This is a genomic window from Caloramator fervidus, assembly GCF_900108045.1.
GTDB lineage: Bacteria > Bacillota > Clostridia > Clostridiales > Caloramatoraceae > Caloramator > Caloramator fervidus.
The window spans coordinates 1-18,283 of record NZ_FNUK01000027.1; the positions used below are offsets into that span (position 1 = coordinate 1).

General features: G+C 32.0%; 16 protein-coding genes and 1 other RNA gene. 1 reads left to right on the top strand and 16 read right to left on the bottom strand.

Annotation, left to right across the window (positions count from 1 at the left end; genetic code table 11):
* Nucleotides 1-357 precede the first annotated feature (357 nt).
* From ssrA to C4R78_RS08405, 16 genes are all read right to left on the bottom strand, one after another.
* Nucleotides 358-711, bottom strand: a transfer-messenger RNA (tmRNA) gene (ssrA, locus tag C4R78_RS08330).
* Nucleotides 712-772: 61 nt separating this feature from the next.
* On the bottom strand, nt 773-1,243 hold the full coding sequence (gene smpB, locus C4R78_RS08335) for an SsrA-binding protein SmpB (RefSeq protein ID WP_103896609.1): 471 nt from the start codon (nt 1,241-1,243) through the stop codon (nt 773-775).
* An 87-nt stretch (nt 1,244-1,330) separates the two neighbouring features.
* On the bottom strand, nt 1,331-3,451 hold the full coding sequence (gene rnr, locus C4R78_RS08340; RefSeq protein ID WP_103896610.1) for a ribonuclease R: 2,121 nt from the start codon (nt 3,449-3,451) through the stop codon (nt 1,331-1,333).
* A gap of 11 nt (nt 3,452-3,462) precedes the next feature.
* Entirely contained in the window at nt 3,463-4,014 is a 552-nt protein-coding gene (locus C4R78_RS08345) for an HDIG domain-containing metalloprotein (protein ID WP_103896611.1), read from the bottom strand.
* Nucleotides 4,015-4,255: 241 nt separating this feature from the next.
* Nucleotides 4,256-4,501 (bottom strand): preprotein translocase subunit SecG, encoded by a 246-nt coding sequence (gene secG, locus C4R78_RS08350; protein ID WP_479722866.1) that lies wholly within the window; start codon nt 4,499-4,501, stop codon nt 4,256-4,258.
* Nucleotides 4,502-4,614: 113 nt separating this feature from the next.
* Entirely contained in the window at nt 4,615-5,913 is a 1,299-nt protein-coding gene (gene eno / locus C4R78_RS08355) for a phosphopyruvate hydratase (protein ID WP_103896613.1), read from the bottom strand.
* 18 nt (nt 5,914-5,931) lie between these two features.
* Nucleotides 5,932-7,464, bottom strand: a complete 1,533-nt coding sequence (gpmI, locus tag C4R78_RS08360) for a 2,3-bisphosphoglycerate-independent phosphoglycerate mutase (RefSeq protein ID WP_103896614.1) — start codon at nt 7,462-7,464, stop codon at nt 5,932-5,934.
* A gap of 1 nt (nt 7,465) precedes the next feature.
* Entirely contained in the window at nt 7,466-8,221 is a 756-nt protein-coding gene (gene tpiA, locus C4R78_RS08365; protein WP_103896615.1) for a triose-phosphate isomerase, read from the bottom strand.
* Between the two features lie 53 nt (nt 8,222-8,274).
* Nucleotides 8,275-9,462 (bottom strand): phosphoglycerate kinase, encoded by a 1,188-nt coding sequence (locus tag C4R78_RS08370; protein ID WP_103896616.1) that lies wholly within the window; start codon nt 9,460-9,462, stop codon nt 8,275-8,277.
* Between the two features lie 52 nt (nt 9,463-9,514).
* Nucleotides 9,515-10,522, bottom strand: coding sequence for a type I glyceraldehyde-3-phosphate dehydrogenase (gene gap / locus C4R78_RS08375; RefSeq protein ID WP_103896617.1), 1,008 nt, complete (start codon nt 10,520-10,522; stop codon nt 9,515-9,517).
* Between the two features lie 46 nt (nt 10,523-10,568).
* On the bottom strand, nt 10,569-11,597 hold the full coding sequence (locus C4R78_RS08380) for a sugar-binding transcriptional regulator (RefSeq protein ID WP_103896618.1): 1,029 nt from the start codon (nt 11,595-11,597) through the stop codon (nt 10,569-10,571).
* A gap of 112 nt (nt 11,598-11,709) precedes the next feature.
* Entirely contained in the window at nt 11,710-13,035 is a 1,326-nt protein-coding gene (gene rpoN / locus C4R78_RS08385; RefSeq protein ID WP_103896619.1) for an RNA polymerase factor sigma-54, read from the bottom strand.
* An 83-nt stretch (nt 13,036-13,118) separates the two neighbouring features.
* On the bottom strand, nt 13,119-14,054 hold the full coding sequence (locus tag C4R78_RS08390) for an ABC transporter permease (protein WP_103896620.1): 936 nt from the start codon (nt 14,052-14,054) through the stop codon (nt 13,119-13,121).
* Entirely contained in the window at nt 14,047-15,144 is a 1,098-nt protein-coding gene (locus tag C4R78_RS08395; RefSeq protein WP_103896621.1) for an ABC transporter permease, read from the bottom strand. The genes C4R78_RS08390 and C4R78_RS08395 overlap by 8 nt, the downstream gene beginning before the upstream one ends.
* Nucleotides 15,131-16,666: an ABC transporter ATP-binding protein gene (locus tag C4R78_RS08400; protein WP_103896622.1), complete on the bottom strand. Its 1,536-nt coding sequence runs from the start codon at nt 16,664-16,666 to the stop codon at nt 15,131-15,133. The genes C4R78_RS08395 and C4R78_RS08400 overlap by 14 nt, the downstream gene beginning before the upstream one ends.
* Before the next feature lie 59 nt (nt 16,667-16,725).
* Nucleotides 16,726-17,760: a BMP family lipoprotein gene (locus C4R78_RS08405; protein ID WP_103896623.1), complete on the bottom strand. Its 1,035-nt coding sequence runs from the start codon at nt 17,758-17,760 to the stop codon at nt 16,726-16,728.
* A gap of 317 nt (nt 17,761-18,077) precedes the next feature.
* Here C4R78_RS08405 and C4R78_RS09610 point away from each other — a divergent pair.
* The coding region (locus C4R78_RS09610) for a transposase family protein (RefSeq protein WP_146057660.1) at nt 18,078-18,283 on the top strand (206 nt) is incomplete at its 3' end.

An 18,283-nucleotide genomic window follows, 5' to 3' on the forward strand; every position in this document is an offset into this window, starting at 1 on the left:
AACTATTAAATCTACAACAATTTTTAACGGCCTCGCGCAAAAAATTTAAGAAGAAAACCTTAGTCGACCTAAGTCAGTCTTTAAAGGTTTTCTTCTTAAACCTATACCAAACTACGTGCAAAAATAAACAATACGCTGAGCTTTTATAAAAGCCAACCTTTGATTGGCCTTTTTGTCATGCCCATTTTTAAAGCTTTTGCTTAAATTAATCTCAATTACATAAAAACTCCTTGGAAATTAGCAAGGGCGGGCATCTGAATAATTTGCCCACCCCAACTATTGACATAGAGCCAAAAAAGCAAAAAAGCCCTGATTTCTCAAGACTTCTAGCTATCGTATCAATATGTTGTTCAAACATGGTGGAGGCGAGGGGAGTTGAACCCCTGTCCGAAGGCGTAGAAATTTAGGCATCTCCGAGCGCAGTCAGTGTTTTAACATTCCCTCCATCCGACTCCCACTGACAGGATTCGGATTTCGGTAGCTTCATAGATGCCGACCTATCGCAAAGCTTAGATAGGCCCGTTCCCCACTAGTTCACGCCCTATCCCAAGCCGTGGGCCTCTTGGGTAGGACGGCTGCCTTTACTAATTAGGCAGCTAAAGCTAAATTATCGTTTGCGTTTATTTTTTGTCTCGGTTTTTAACGTGGTTCCGAGTTCCACGGCTCGCTTCCCAAATTCCTACTGCCCCCGTCGAAAGCCAAGACGCCCCCACGATAGTAATACATGCTTAGCAAATATATTCTAACAAATTTTTCTTATAAAATCAATAGATTAATATAAATTTCTAATCTTAAATTCTTTTTCTATTTCTCTTCTTGCATCTCTCTTTGCTATTTCTTCTCTCTTATCGTAAAGTTTTTTACCCTTTGCTAGCGCTAGTTCAACTTTTACAAGACCTCTTACAACATATAAAGATAGAGGAATAAGGGTATACCCCTTTTGTGATACAAGGCCTGCTAACCTTCTTATTTCAGACTTATGCATTAACAATTTTTTAGGCCTTAAAGGGTCTCTGTTAAATATATTTCCTTTTTCATAAGGACTAATATGCATGTTATATACAAAAATCTCACCATCTACAACTTCTGCATAGCTATCCTTTAAATTTACTTTTCCAAGTTTTACTGATTTTACTTCTGTCCCAAATAATTCTATTCCTGCTTCGTATGTTTCCTCTATAAAGTAGTCATGCCTTGCCTTCCTATTTTCTACTAAAATCCTTTTTTCTTGTTTTTGCTTCACATAAATACCCCCTTCTAAAAATATTATAACAATTAATTTTTTAAATTCAATACAACAAAATTAAAGGCACTCTATCAAGAGTGCCAATTAATCTTCTACAAGAACAAAATCTATATTTCTGTTATCTACATCTACTTTATATACCTTAACTTTAACCTCATCTCCTAACCTATATATCTTTCTAGTTTCTCTACCAACAAGTGCATATAGATTTTCATCAAAAATATAATAATCATCGTTCATATTGTTAATATGAACTAACCCTTCAATAGTATTTGGAAGTTCTACAAACATCCCAAAGTGTGTAACTGAGGATATGATTCCTGTATATACTTCTCCAATTCTTTCTGCCATGTATTCTGCCTTTTTCAAATCTTCTGTTTCTCTTTCAGCCTCATCTGCTAATCTTTCCATTTCACTTGATTGTTTTGCTGCCTTTTCAACTATTGTTCTAAGTTTTTCTATTCTATTTTCATCTATTTTTCCTTTTAAATGCTCTTTTATAATTCTATGAATTATAAGGTCAGGATATCTTCTTATAGGTGATGTAAAATGGCAGTAATACTTCGATGCCAATCCAAAATGTCCTGTACAATCAGGAGAATATCTTGCTTGTTTTAAAGAACGCAAAAGAAGCATATCTATAATAGGTTGTTCTTTTTTCCCTTTTGCACTTTCTAAAACTTCTTGAAGCATCTTAGGATGTATATCCTTTGCAAACTTTACTTTATAACCTAAGTTATGAACAAATTCATTAAAATGCATTATCTTTTCATGATCAGGATCTTCATGAATTCTATATACAAAAGGAATTCCTGTCCAAAACATATGTTCTGCAATAGTTTCATTGCATACAATCATAAACTCTTCTATTATTCTATTTGCTATATCTCTTTCGTAGGGTTTTACTTCGATTGGCCTTCCTCTATCATCAAGTATTATTTTACATTCTTCAAAATCAAAATCAAGAGCTCCCCTTTGCATTCTTTTTCTGTTTAATATATTACAAAGCTCCTCCATTGCTTTAAAGTCTTCATATAAATATTCATACCTCTTAATAAGTTCTTCATCTTTATCCCTTAAAATTTTAGTAACATCTGTATAAGTCATTCTTTCGCAAGTTCTTATTACGCTTTCAAAAATTTCATAATCAACTACTTTACCATTTTGATCTATGGTCATAACGCAGGATAAAGTTAATCTATCCACACGAGGATTTAAACTACAAACTCCATTTGATAATTTCTTAGGAAGCATAGGTATTACTCTATCTACTAAATATACACTTGTTCCCCTTTTAAAAGCCTCTTTATCAAGGGGAGATTTTTCTTTAACATAATATGTAACATCTGCAATGTGAACCCCAAGTTTAAACCTGCCGTCAGGCAATCTTTCAATTGATACAGCATCATCTAAATCCTTCGCATCTTCTCCATCAATTGTCACTATCTTAAGATTTCTCAGGTCTCTTCTTCTTGCTATCTCCTTTTCAGGTATTTCATCTGGAATTGAGTTAGCATATTCTTCAACTTCTTTTGGAAACTCTTCTGGAAGATTATACTTTTTAATTATAGCTAAAATATCTATCCCAGGTTTATTTTTATTTCCAAGAACTTCTACTATTTTTCCCTCTGGATTTCTTCTTTTTTCAGGCCATTTTGTAACTTCAACTACTACTTTATCACCATTTTTAGCTCCATTTATATTTGATTTTGATATAAATATATCCTGATAAATTCTTTTATCATCTGGAACAACAAAGCCAAAATACTTATTCTTTTCAAAAGTCCCAACTATCTTAGTATTAGCTCTTTTCAATATTTTAATTATTTCTCCTTCTGCGGTTTTTTCTTTAGTTGCAGATTTAATTATTCTTACCGCAACCTTATCATTATGCATAGCTCCATTTATATTTTCTGCGGCAACAAAAACATCCATCAAATTAGGGTCTTCTGGTATTACAAAACCATATCCTTTTGGATGTCCTTGTAGCTTACCAATAATTATGTTCATCTTTTCTGGAAGAGCATATTTTTCTTTATTAGTCTTAAAAATTAAGCCTTCTTCTTCCATTTCATCAAGAATAGATAAAAACTCTCCAACTTCGCTTCTATCAATATCAAAAGCTTTTACCAGCTCTTCAAAAGACATAGGCTTGTATGTATCTTTCTTTAAAAATTCAATTATAGAATCTTTTATCTTACTCATATGATCACTCCTTAAAGACCTAAATCTTTTGCAATATTTTTCATAGCTTCAAGAGATATACTAATAAATTCTTCCAAACTAATTCCTATATCTTCTATAGACTTTATTTGTTCTCGGTTTGCTCCTTTTGCAAAATCTTTTTTCTTCATCTTTTTAAGAACAGATTCTACAGTTAAACTTTCTAGCTTCTTATCAGGTAAAACTAAAGCAGAGGCTATAATAAGCCCTGTAACTGGATCTGCTGCCCATAAAGCCTTATCAAGAAGACTTAACCTTGGAAAACCGTGAATTTCATTGTGAGCCTTAACAGCATATACAACATCCTCAGGATAACCCAAACTTTGTAAAACTTCTGCCCCAACTATACTATGTTTTTCTGGTAAATCTGCAGTTTCTTCATAATCTATGTCATGAACCAAACCACATATTGCCCACTTTTCTTCATCTTGATTTAATCTTTTGGCAAGCGCTCTCATTACAGCTTCAACTGCAAACATATGCTTTAACAAATTTTCATTCTTAACCCTTTCTTTAACATGGGATAAAGCTAAATCCCTATTCATTTACAACCCCTCCTAAATATTTTTTCCATCTTATAAAATTTTATTCAAAATTTAACCTGTAACCCTATTTTCGTCAACAAAACTTCTAAAGTTAATGCCGAAACTTTTTATGAATATTTCAAAAATTAAAACTAGAGTTAGCATACAGCCTCAGCATCAACTTTAGAAATTTTGAATAAAACAATAGCTCCACGAAAAGGAGCTAAAATTAAAATTATCCTTGTTATCCCCCTAAAATTAGTTACCTCCCCATATAATAAACTAAAAGCATTGAAGTAATAACAAACAGAATCATTGCTACAGCTGTAAGTTTTCTAAGCTTTGCTTCTAATGTTCTTCCTTTATTTTTTCCAAAGAAAGTTTCTGCTCCTCCAGAAATAGCCGTTGATAAACCGTATGTTTTTGCAGGTTGAGCTAAAACTGTTATTATAATTATTAAGCTTACAATAACATGAACTACTGTTATAAAAGTTTTCAAAACCCTCACCTCCTTAAAATCCCAAGTTTATAGCTTATATTTTATCATATGCAAAAATCAATTACAATCTTAATATAAAAGTAAAAGCTAAAGGTCAAAGCCTTTAGCTTTTACTTAAATTTTTATCTTTTTACATTGTAAAAAGCCTTTGAACCTAGATATTCTGCTACATCTGCAAGCTCATCTTCAATTCTTAATAATTGGTTGTATTTTGCAACTCTATCTGTCCTTGCAGGAGCACCTGTCTTAATTTGTCCTGCATTAACTGCTACAACAAGATCTGAAATTGTTGTATCTTCACTTTCACCAGATCTATGGGATACAACTGCTGTATATCCTGCTCTTTCAGCCATCTTGATTGCTTCTAATGTTTCTGTTAATGTTCCTATTTGGTTAAGTTTTATAAGGATTGAGTTAGCAACACCCATTTTAATTCCTTTTTCAAGTCTCTTTGTATTTGTAACAAATAGGTCGTCACCAACAAGCTGAATTTTCTTTCCTAATCTTTCAGTTAACAACTTCCAACCATCCCAGTCTTCTTCTGCTAAACCATCTTCAAGAGATACTATTGGATATTTATTAACTAATTCTTCCCAGAAGTTAACCATTTCTTCTGAAGTTAATACTCTTCCTTCTCCTTCAAGGTGATACTTTCCATCTTCCTTATAAAGTTCTGTTGCCGCAGCATCTATAGCAATTGCTATTTGTTCTCCTGGCTTATATCCTGCAGCTTCAATAGCTTCAATTATAACTTGAATAGCTTCTTCATTTGACTTAAGATTTGGTGCAAATCCACCTTCATCTCCAATTGCAGTATTATATCCCTTGCTTGATAAAGTCTTCTTTAATGAATGGTAAACTTCTGCGCACCATCTTAAAGCTTCTTTAAAGTTTGGAGCACCAACAGGCATTATCATAAATTCTTGTATATCAACATTATTATCAGCATGTTTTCCACCATTTAATATGTTCATCATTGGAACAGGTAAAACTTTTGCATTAACTCCACCTATGTATTGATATAATGGAAGTCCTAAGCTTTGTGCTGCTGCTCTTGCAACAGCTAGTGAAACTCCAAGTATTGCATTAGCACCGAGTTTTCCTTTATTTTCAGTGCCATCGAGTTCTATTAGCATTTTATCTATCAATGTTTGGTCAAAAACATTCATGCCTATTAATTCAGGAGCTATTACATTGTTTACATTGTCAACAGCCTTTAAAACTCCTTTTCCATTATATCTTGATTTATCACCATCTCTTAATTCTACAGCTTCAAATGCTCCTGTTGAAGCACCTGATGGAACAATTGCTCTTCCTACAGTTCCATCTTCTAAAACAACTTCAACTTCAACAGTTGGATTTCCTCTTGAATCTAAAACTTCTCTTGCATAAATGTCAATAATTTCAACATATCTTTTCATTTTCATTCCCCTTTCTATTTATTTTTCTATTAAACTATTTCCTGTCATTTCTACAGGAATTTCAAAACCCATTAAATCTATTATAGTAGGTGCTATATCAGCTAATTTACCGCCCTCTTTTAATTTAATATCCCCTTCACCTACTACTATGAAAGGAACTAGATTTGTAGTATGAGCAGTATAAGGTTCACCTGTTTCATAATCTAACATCATCTCTGCATTTCCATGGTCGGCAGTTATATAAGCCGCACCACCCTTTGATAATACCTTATCTACTACTTTTCCTAAACATTCATCTACTGCTTTTATAGCAGATACTGCAGCTTCATATACTCCAGTATGTCCAACCATATCAGGATTTGCATAATTTAATATTATAAAATCATATTTATCACTGTCAATCATTTCTAATACCTTATCTGTTACTTCATAAGCACTCATCTCAGGTTTTAAATCATAAGTAGCAACTTTAGGAGAAGGAATTAGTATCCTGTCTTCACCTGGATATGGAGCTTCAACTCCTCCATTAAAGAAGAAAGTAACATGGGCATACTTTTCAGTTTCTGCTATTCTTAACTGTTTTAATCCTAAACTACTTAAAAACTCTCCAAAGGTATTTTTATATTTTTCTGGCTTATAAGCTATTTCAACATTTTCAATAGTTTTATCATACTGCGTCATACATACAAAGAATACTTTAAAATATTCTCTGTTAAATCCAGTAAAATCAACATCTACAATAGCCCTTGTTAACTGCCTTGCTCTATCTGGTCTAAAGTTAAAGAATATTACAGAATCATTTTCCTTTAACGTAGCAATAGGCTTATCATTTTCTAGAATAACAGTTGGAATTACAAACTCATCTGTTTTATTTTCTGCATAGGATTTTTCTACTGCTTCTTTTGCTGACCTTGCTATTTCTCCTTGACCCTTTACTATTGCATTATAAGCAAGTTGGGTTCTTTCCCATCTCTTATCTCTATCCATTGCATAATATCTTCCAGATACAGTGGCTATTTTTCCTACTCCTATTTCCTTCATGTATTTTTCTATTCTATCTATATATTCCAAAGCACATTGAGGTGGAACGTCTCTACCATCTAAGAAGGCATGAACATATACCTTAGTCAATTCATGTTCTTTAAAAAGCTTTAAAAGGGCTTCTAAATGTTCTATGTGACTGTGAACTCCACCATCAGATAATAATCCAAATAAATGCATTGATGAATTATGAATTTTACAATTTTCAATCGCCTTTAAAAATACTTCATTTTTAAAGAAATTTCCTTCTTCTATCTCTTTATTTATTCTTGTAAATTCTTGATATATTATTCTACCTGCTCCTATATTTAAATGTCCAACTTCAGAATTTCCCATCTGACCTTTAGGTAAACCAACATCAAGGCCAGAGGCGCTTAACTTAGTATGAGGATAATTTTCCCAATAATATTTAAAATTTTTAGGTTCTGCATTTTCAATAGCATTCCATTCTTTTCTTTCATTAATTCCCCAGCCATCTAGAATTATAAGTATTCTAGGTCTTTTTCTCATTTTAATCCTCCTTATAATTAACTATTGCTGCAAATTCTGATGCATTTAAACTTGCTCCTCCAACTAAGGCTCCATCTATGTCGCTTTGAGCCATTTGTTCCCTTATAGTCGATGGTTTTACACTACCACCATATTGTATTCTAACATTTTGTGCTGCTTCTTCACCAAAATTTCTTCTAATATAATCCCTAATAAACTTTATAACTTCATTTGCATCTTGAGCTGTTGCAGTTTTTCCTGTGCCAATTGCCCATACAGGTTCATAAGCTATGACCATTTTTGCAACTTTTTGAGCATCTAAGCCATCTAAATCGTTTCTTAATTGATTTTCTATAACTTCAAAAGTTTTATTGCTCTCCCTCTCTTCTAATGTCTCTCCAACACAAAGAATAGGAGTTAAACCATGAACAAAAGCCGCTTTTACTTTTTTGTTAATAAGTTCATCATCTTCTTTGAAGATAATTCTTCTTTCGCTATGACCAATTATTACATATTCTACTCCAAGTTCCTTTAGCATGACAGGAGATATCTCACCTGTAAAAGCACCACTTTCTTCAAAATACATATTTTGAGCTCCAACCTTTATGTTTGTTCCTTCTACCAAAGTTATTACTTGAGCCAATGAAGTAAATGGAGGACATACAACTACCTCACACTTAGCATCCTTTACTTTATCCCTTAACTCTAATATAAGTTGAGCAGCTTCCCTTGCAGTTTTATTCATTTTCCAATTGCCTGCTATTATTGGTCTTCTCATCTTTTTTCCTCCTTAATACTAAAGGTAGAAAAGGAAGATACAATGTATCTTCCTTATTTATCGTTTAACGCTGCAATTCCAGGAAGTTCTTTACCTTCAAGGAATTCTAGTGATGCTCCTCCACCTGTTGATATATGAGTCATCTTTTCAGAATAACCTAGCTGTTCAACAGCAGCAGCAGAGTCTCCACCGCCTATTATCGTAGTTGCATCAAGCTTTGATAAAGCTTCAGCAACAGCTTTAGTTCCTACTGCAAAAGCTTTAAATTCAAATACACCCATAGGTCCATTCCAAATAACTGTTTTTGCATCTTGTAAAGCTTCTTCATATAACTTTATTGTTTTAGGACCAATATCCAATCCCATATATCCCTCTGGTATTTCTACATCAACTACCATATGTTCTGCATCTTCTTTAAATTCCTTAGCTACAACATGATCTACAGGAAGATAAACCTTTACTCCTTTTTGTTTTGCCTTTTCAAGCATTTCCTTAGCATAATCTATCTTATCTTCTTCAAGTAAAGAATTTCCTATATTAATGCCCTGAGCCTTTAAGAAAGTGTAAGCCATACCTCCACCTATTATAAGCTTATCAACTTTTTCCAATAAGTTGTTTATAACTCCTATCTTATCAGAAACCTTAGCTCCACCTAAAATAGCAACAAAAGGTCTTTCTGGATTTTCTAATGCTTTTCCCATTACCGATATTTCTTTTTCTATCAAAAATCCTGCAACTGCTGGAATAAACTGTGCAATTCCTGCAGTTGATGAATGAGCTCTATGAGCCGTTCCAAAAGCATCATTAACAAATATATCTGCTAAAGAAGCAAGTTTTTTAGCAAATTCTAAATCATTTTTAGTTTCAGTCTTTACAAATCTAACGTTTTCTAGTAATACTACGTCCCCTTCCTTCATTTCTGATGTCAATCTAATAGCATTTTCACCTACAACTTCAGGATCTTCAGCAAGCTTAACCTCTTTATTTAATAGTTGTGATAATCTTTCAGCTACAGGTTTTAAACTATATTTTGGATCATACCCTTCTTTTGGTCTTCCAAGATGAGACATTAATATAACCTTTGCACCATTTTCTATTAAATACTTAATCGTTGGTAATGCCGCAACTATTCTTCTATCATCAGTAATATTTCCATCTTTATCTTGAGGAACATTAAAATCGCATCTTACTATAACTTTCTTTCCTTTAACATCTATATCCCTAACAGTTTTTTTATTCATTTTATCCCCTCCATATCTGAAAGTAACGTCCGGCCAAAACCGGACGTTTAAATTACATTCTTGCAGCTATGTAATTTACAAGGTCAACAACTCTATTTGAATAACCCCATTCATTATCATACCATGCAACAACTTTTACCATGTTATCTATAACCATAGTTGAAAGTCCATCTATTATTGATGATCTTGGGTCTCCTTTGTAATCCATTGATACAAGTGGCTCATCTGAATATCCTAATATTCCCTTTAATTCTCCTTCTGCTGCTTCTTTTAATGCTGCATTAACTTCCTCTGCAGTTGTTGGTCTTGAAACTTCACAAACTAAATCTGTAACTGATACAGTTGGAGTTGGAACTCTTAATGCAAATCCATTTAATTTACCTTTTAATTCTGGTAAAACTTTACCAACAGCTTTAGCTGCACCAGTTGTGGTTGGTATTATTGATTGTGCTGCTGCCCTTGCTCTTCTTAAGTCTTTGTGTGGTAAATCAAGTATTCTTTGGTCATTTGTATATGCGTGAACAGTTGTCATTAATCCTTTTATTATTCCAAACTTTTCATGAAGAACCTTTGCAAATGGAGCTAAACAGTTAGTTGTACATGATGCATTTGAAATAATATGATGATTTGCAGGATCATAATCCTTTTCATTAACACCCATAACTATTGTTATATCTTCATCTGTTGCAGGAGCAGTTATAACTACCTTTTTTGCACCTGCTTCAATGTGAGCTATTGCTTTTTCTCTCTTTGTAAATAATCCTGTTGATTCAATTACTATATCAACACCAAGTTCTTTCCATGGTAAATTCTTTGGATCTTTTTCTGCAAATATTTTTATTTCTTTTCCATTAACAACTATTGCATTTTCCTTAACTTCAACGCTACCTTCAAACTTTCCATAAAGTGAGTCATACTTTAAAAGATGAGCTAATGTTGCAGCATCTGTTAAGTCATTAATAGCTACAATTTCAATATCTTTGTTTAATCTAGTTTGAGCAATCTTAAATACGTTTCTTCCTATTCTTCCAAAACCATTAATAGCAACTTTAATTGTCATAATATCCCTCCTAAAGTATATATTAAATAAGTAAAAGTTTTAACTTTTACTTATTGCTTAACATGTTAACCATTTCATTAGCTGCTGCCTCATCGGTTACAAGCACCATATTAGGATTATTTATTTTTGTAGCAATTATAGCCTCTGCTTTATTTTTTCCTCCTGCTATCGCAACTACATTTTTAATATTTTTCACATCACTAAAATTTATACCAATTGAAGAAGTTCTAAAAACCACTTCACCTTCACTATTAAAATAATATCCAAAAGCTTCAGCAACAGCTCCTTTTTTAATAAGCTCATCTATTTGTTCTTTAGCCATTCCCCTTCTTTTTGACATTTCATCAGCTCTTCCAATTCCAAAGATCAAAATATTTGTTTTAGGTAATATATCTAATATTTCCTTTATCTCTGGTTCATTAGCTATTGTCTCTAAAGTTTCTAAGCTTATATTATCAGGAACATGTAAAAGCCTGTAATTTGCATTTATCTTCTTAGCAAGATTAGCAGTTAAAGTATTAGCTTGCGTTTCAACATCTCTGCCAAATCCACCTCTTGCAGGAACTACTAAAACACCTTTTGTGTTTAGTTTAGGAAAATTTTCAACAACCTGGGCAACGGAAGTTCCACCTGTAATAGAAATTATTGAACCGTCATAAATTAAATCCTTTACATAATTGGCACAAACTCTTCCCATTTCCTTTAAAACAGTTTTATCTTTTTCAGAATCTCCAGAAACGATAATAACTTTTTTTATTTTCAGAAAACGTTCTAACTTCTCCTCTACGTGCTTATAGTTATTTATTTCATATATCAATTCTCTAAGATCTCCTAGAATTTTTTCTCCTTCTTTTGTTATTATCATTCCTGCTGGAGTAACCTCTATTAAACCTTGATTTTTTAAAAATTCAACTTCAGTTCTTATAACCCTTTCACCTAAATTTAATTCTTGAGATAAAGTTCTTCTACCTATAGGTTGGTTATAATATATGTTGCTTAGTATATCAAATCTTTTTTTTAAAAGCTCTATCATTTCAGGAATTATTTTTTGCTGTATTAAAAGGATTTCTTTCAAGAAATAATCACTCCTCAAGTCAAAAGCCTTGGGACATATATTGTCCCTATGATACTAATTCTGTCCCTCTTTTCTATTTCAAATATAACATTTTTAGCATATTTTTTCAATATCATTTTTTATGTTTTTTTCTTAAATTTGAAGGTAATATATTTAACTCTTCTCTATATTTTGCAACCGTTCTTCTTGATATGGATATTCCTTTTTGACTAAGTATTTTTGAAATTTCCATATCAGAATAAGGTCTATTTACATCTTCATTTTTTATAATGTCTATGATAAGACTTTTAATATAACTTACAGATATTTTATTATCATAAGATATGTTTATTCCTTTTGATAAAAGTTCCTTAGAAAGAATTATCCCTTTTGGCGTTTGAATAAATTTATTGCTTAAAGCTCTACTTATAGTGGACTCATGTAAATCAGTCATATATGCTAAATCTTTAAGAGTTAAAGGTTTTTTTTCCTTCATTCCTAATATGTATTCTTTTTGCTGGTTTACTAAAGCAAAAAATATTTTTTCTAAAGTCTTTCTTCTTTCATCAATAGCTCTAATTACTGCCATAGCTTTTTTTATATTATCTTTAATAAAGCGTTTTTCAATTTCTGAACCTTCATTAAGAAGTTGTAAATAAAATTTATTTATTCTTAAACTTGGGATATTTTTTTCATATATATCCAATATTAACTCACCATCTTTAAAATCCACTATAACATCAGGAACAACATAATAGTTTTTTTTACTTATAAATGATGCTCCAGGTTTAGGATTTAAATTTTTTATTATATTAACATATTCTATTAATTTATCTTTATCTACTTTTAAAGATTTAGATAATTTATTAAAGTTATTTTTTGCAACATCTTCAAGATGTTTATCTATAATCATAAAAATCAAAGGATCATCAATATTTAAATTTTTTAATTGAATTTTCAAGCATTCCTTTAAATCCCTAGCACCTACTCCACTAGGTTCAAAAGTTTGAATTATTTTTACAACTTCTTCTACCTCATTTTCTTTTACATTTAATCGTTTTGCTATTTCTTTGACTGAAATTTCTAAATATCCATATTCATTAATATTATCAATTATATAATTCCCTATTAAGTATTTTTTATTATCAAGTTTTATAAGCCTAAGCTGTTCTTTTAATATATCATAAAGAGATTTTTCTTGATTATCTTCAATTTCTACATTAGTTTTTTCATCATCATTTAATTCATAATATACATCTTTATTGCCGTTTTTAAAATATTCTATCTTTTTTACAAAATCTTCTTCATCTATATCCAATAAAAAGTTGTTCTGAACTTCATCATAAATGAATTTTTCTAGTTCCAAAACATTCATTTGAAGAATATTTAAAGAAAGTTTCATCTCCATATTCAAACACAATTTCTGTTCCTGCTTTAAAGATAAATCATATTGAAACATACTTTTCCCCCACCAAAATATTTCTAATCTAAATAGAATTATATATAAAATTTAACAAAATTAAAAGCAGGCTAAAGCCTGCTTTATCTTTCCCCTTTTGTATAGGGTATACCATCTGCTGCTGGAGGAGTTGTCTTTCCAACAAATCCTGCAAGCATAAGCATTGTTAACACATATGGGAATGAATAATAAACTTCATCTGGAACTTTCCATCCAAAACCTTGTGCTACTATTCTAAAAGCTTCTGCAAATCCAAACAATAAACTTGCCGCTAAAGCACCAAATGGCTTCCAATTTCCAAAAATCATAGCCGCTAAAGCTATAAATCCTTTACCGCTTACCATACCTTCTCTAAAGAGGTTTGTTGCTCCAAGAGAAAGAGAAGCTCCACCTAATCCAGCAAAAGCACCTGAAAGTAAAACACATAAATATCTTATCTTATATACATTTATACCTAAAGTATCTGCAGCCTTTGGATGTTCTCCAACAGATCTTATTCTAAGCCCAAGTGGTGTATAATATAGCATTAAATGAAGCAATATAGCAAGAATAAAAGCAATAAACACAAACCAATTTAATTCAGCTAGTAAATTTCCAATAAATGGAATACTCTTGAAGAATTCTTTTGGATAACTAAGCTGAGTTACTCCATCCGTTTGCCCTTCCCTTGCAAATATTTTGAAAAGCAAAAAGCTCATTAACGCAGCAGAAAATATATTTATAGAAACCCCTGATATAGTCTGGTCAGCCCTTAAATTTATACTTAATACAGCATGAATCAAAGCTATTCCCATTCCAGCTAATATAGCAAATAAAATACCTACCCAAGCATTTTGTGTAAGATATGAGCCTAATACTGCAAAAAACGCCCCTGCTATCATTATACCTTCAAGACCTATATTAACAACTCCTGATCTTTCTGAGATAACTCCTCCTAAAGCTGCAAAGATTATTGGAGTTGATAGTCTCAACGTAGCTGCAATTAATGAGACAAACAGTGATATAGTTATACTATGCATTCTTGATTGCCTCCTTTTTCTTCTTTTCTTTAAACCATTTGTATATATAATCGGCAGCTACAAAGATTATTATTATACCTTGGATTATATATACAATTTGCTTTGGTATTCTATATTTTTGTAAAATTCTTGCACTAGAATTTAAACCACCAAATAACAAAGAAGAAAATAAAACTCCTATAGGATGACTTTTAGCTAAAAGTGCAACCGCAATTCCATCAAATCCATAATTAGTAAAACCAACTAACTGGTGAACTTTGTGTATTGTTCCTGCAACATGCACCGCTCCACCTAACCCAGCTATTGCACCTGAAATTACCATAGCTAAAACTATATTTTTCTTTGAATTAATTCCACCATATTCAGCAGCATGTCTGTTTAAACCAACAGCTCTTAGTTCATATCCTATCGTAGTTTTCCAAAGCAGCCAATATATTACAAAAATTAACACTAGCCCTATAAACAAACCGATATTTACTCTTTCTGATGGCCCTAAAAACCTATAAAGCTGTGCCGATTCTAAAATCATCTTTGAAGAAGCTGAACCTTCCCTATGAATAGGTCCCTTTACAAAATAATTTGAAACATTCATAGCAATAAAATTCATCATTATTGTATTAACAACTTCATTTGTTCCTACCTTAGCTTTTAAATATCCAGGAATAGCAGCCCATACTGCACCAAAAATTACTCCACCTAACAAAACTAAAATAACATGAATAAAAGATGGAATTCCCGGTATTAAACCTATAAGAGCAGCTGCTAACATTCCCATAATAAATTGCCCTTCAACCCCTATATTAAAAAGACCTGTTCTAAATGCCACTGAATGTGCAAGTCCTGTAAATATAAGTGGAGTTGTTGCAACTAAAGTTTCTATAAAATTTGCTCTTTTACCAAAGGTTCCTTCCCAAATGGCGGAAAATAATGTTGCTACTCCATCAAAAAAACCTAAGTTTTTTGCCCACATTACAAAAAATACTGCAACAAACAAGCCTAAAACTATAGCAATAAGAGGGAACATCAAAACGTCTATTGCGTTTTGAATATACCTCTTATTAACTGCATTTTTTGTGTTATTGCTTGTCATGTTCTCCCTCCTTCTTTAAAGTTCCACCTGCCATTAATATACCTAATTCCATTTCATTTGTTTTGTCAGCATCTAAGATACCTACTATTTTACCATCATACATAACTGCAATTCTATCTGAAAGCGCCATTACTTCATCTAACTCAAGAGATACCAATAAAACAGCCTTTCCTTTGTCTCTTTCTTCAACCAACCTTTTATGAATATATTCAATAGCTCCAACGTCTAAACCTCTTGTTGGCTGAGTTGCTATTAAAAGGTATGGGTCCTTAGTTATTTCTCTCGCAGCTATAAATTTTTGCTGATTACCACCCGATAAAGCTCCTGCATGGACTTCTTCACTTGGAGTTCTAACATCAAAATCATCTATAAGCTTTTTAGCATACTCCCTAATCTTATTATAATTCATTAATATTCCTTTTGAAAAAGGCTCTTTATCATGCTGTCCTAAAACTGCATTTTCTATAAGTGAAAACTTTAATACTAATCCGTGCTTATGTCTATCTTCTGGAATATTGCTAATTCCTGCTTCAATAATTTCCTTTGGAGTTTTATTTGTTATATCCTGTCCATTTAAAATAACTTTTCCACCAGTTGCTTTTCTAAGTCCTGTTATAACTTCTACAAGTTCAGTTTGACCGTTTCCATCAACTCCTGCAATCCCTAATATTTCACCTGCTCTAACCTCTAAGTTAACTCCTTTTAACTTTGGAAGTTTTCTGTGGTCCAAAGCTTCTAAGTTTTCAATCTTTAAAACAACATCTCCTACTTTTGGAGGATCTTTTTGAACTACAAGATTAACCTTTCTACCAACCATCATCTCTGCTAAAGTATCCATATCAACATCTTTAGTGTTAACAGTATCTATAATCTTTCCTCTTCTTATTATAGTTACTCTATCACTCATATTCATAACTTCTTTTAACTTATGGGTAATTAAAATTATAGATTTACCTTCCTTAACAAGATTTTTCAATATTTGCCCTAATTCTTCTATCTCTTGAGGAGTTAAAACAGCTGTAGGTTCATCGAGTATTAATATCTCTGCTCCTCTATATAAAGCCTTCAATATTTCAACCTTTTGTTGCTGACCTACAGTTATATCTTCAATAATGCTATTTGGGTCAACTTTAAAACCATACTTGTCAGCCAATTCCTTTACATCATTAACTGCTTTTTTATAGTCAATCTTTAATCCAACCTTAGGTTCACTTCCTAGTATTATATTTTCTGCAACAGTAAAGTTATGAACAAGCATAAAATGTTGATGAACCATGCCTATTCCTAAGGCTATTGCATCAGAGGGTCCTTTTATGTCAACTTTTTTACCGTTTACGTATATTTCTCCCTTATCAGGCTGATATAATCCATATAAAATATTCATTAAAGTAGTTTTTCCAGCACCATTTTCACCAAGTAAAACATGGATTTCGCCTTTTCTTAATTCAAAGTTTACATTATCGTTTGCAATAATCCCTGGAAATATTTTGGTGATGCCTCTCATTTCAATAACCTTTTCCACTTATATTCCTCCTTCCATAAGTTTAAAAAAAGCTAGATGCAAAAGCATCTAGCATGCAATCATATTTGTGGTGCTTGGAATGAATCAACTTCTGAAGGCTTGGATGGAACAGTAAACTTACCTTCTATAATAGCTTGCTTATACTTATTAGCAAGATCTATAACTTCCTTTGGAACAGCTGGATTAATAGTTTTTGATATTCCAACACCATCTTCCTTCAATCCAAGCACAATAGTTCCTGGCTTAAATGTTCCTTCTATTGCAGCTTTTGCAGCTGTATATGTTGCAGTATCAACTCTTTTTATCATTGATGCAAGTATAACATCAGCCTTATCTGGAACTAAAACAGCTTGGTCTGAGTCAACACCTATTGCCCATTTTTTCATTTCTTTTGCTGCATTAAATAGTCCAAGCCCAGCACCACCTGCTGCATGATAGATAACATCTGCACCATCATTATACATCTTCTTTGCTATTTCATATCCTAAAGCAACATCACTAAATGTATTTGCATATTGAACTATAACCTTAGCCTTTGGATTTACAGCCTTTACACCTGCTCTAAATCCAGCTTCAAACTTTTCAATAAGTTCAAATTTACTTCCTCCAAGGAAACCAACTATGTTTGTTTTTGTCATTTTCCCTGCAATAACTCCCATTAAGAATGAGCCTTCTTCTTCTTTAAATACGTATGAAGCAACATTTGGAAGATCTACAACAGAGTCAACAATGGCAAATTTCTTATCTGGATTGTTTTGAGCAACAGTTTTTAAAGCATCAGCCATTTTAAATCCAACACCAAATATAAGGTCATTATCAGCAGCAAGTGTAGTTAAGTTTGGTTCATAATCATCTGCTGATCTTGATTCAATTATTTGGGGTTCTATTCCATATTCAGCTTTAATTCTTTCTAAACCAGCTATAGCTGCATCGTTGAAGGACTTGTCACCTTTTCCACCTTCATCTGTTGCAAGTCCTATTCTTATTTGAGGCTTATTGGGTTGTTGAGGTTGTTGTGATTCTTGTTTTGCACATCCTGAAAAAAGACCTACTGTAAGCGTTAAAGTTGCCATTAATGCAATTAACTTTTTCATTCAAGCTCCTCCTTTGCTTATTTTTTGCACTTTTGCAGGATTTTAAAATCCCGCAAATTTTCTTAACATTTCAAATATAAGTTGCATATATAATATTACGACATTTTTTTTAAATAATCAAGTATAATTTTTTGAAATATGTAATAAATTAAAGCAATTATAATTAATTTTAAAATTTGGGTTCTATAATAAATGTTGGGGTGGTAAATAAACCTCAACATTTTTTCTTTAAATACAAAAAAGCACTTTATTCAGATGCCAGCTTTGCTAAAATATAATTAACCCACAAAATATTTTGAAAGGAGGCATCTGATAAAGTGCTTAGGAATAATTTTATCAATAATTTGCTTAATTTAAAAGATGTTTTCGTAAAAAATATTGTAAATGGTGATGATTTCGTTGAATTTCATGTTGAAACTAAAAAAAAATCTCATGTTTGCCCTTCTTGTGGCTCTACTACTTCTAAAGTCCATGACTACAGAACCCAAAAAATTAAAGACGTTCCTATTCAGAACAAGAAAAC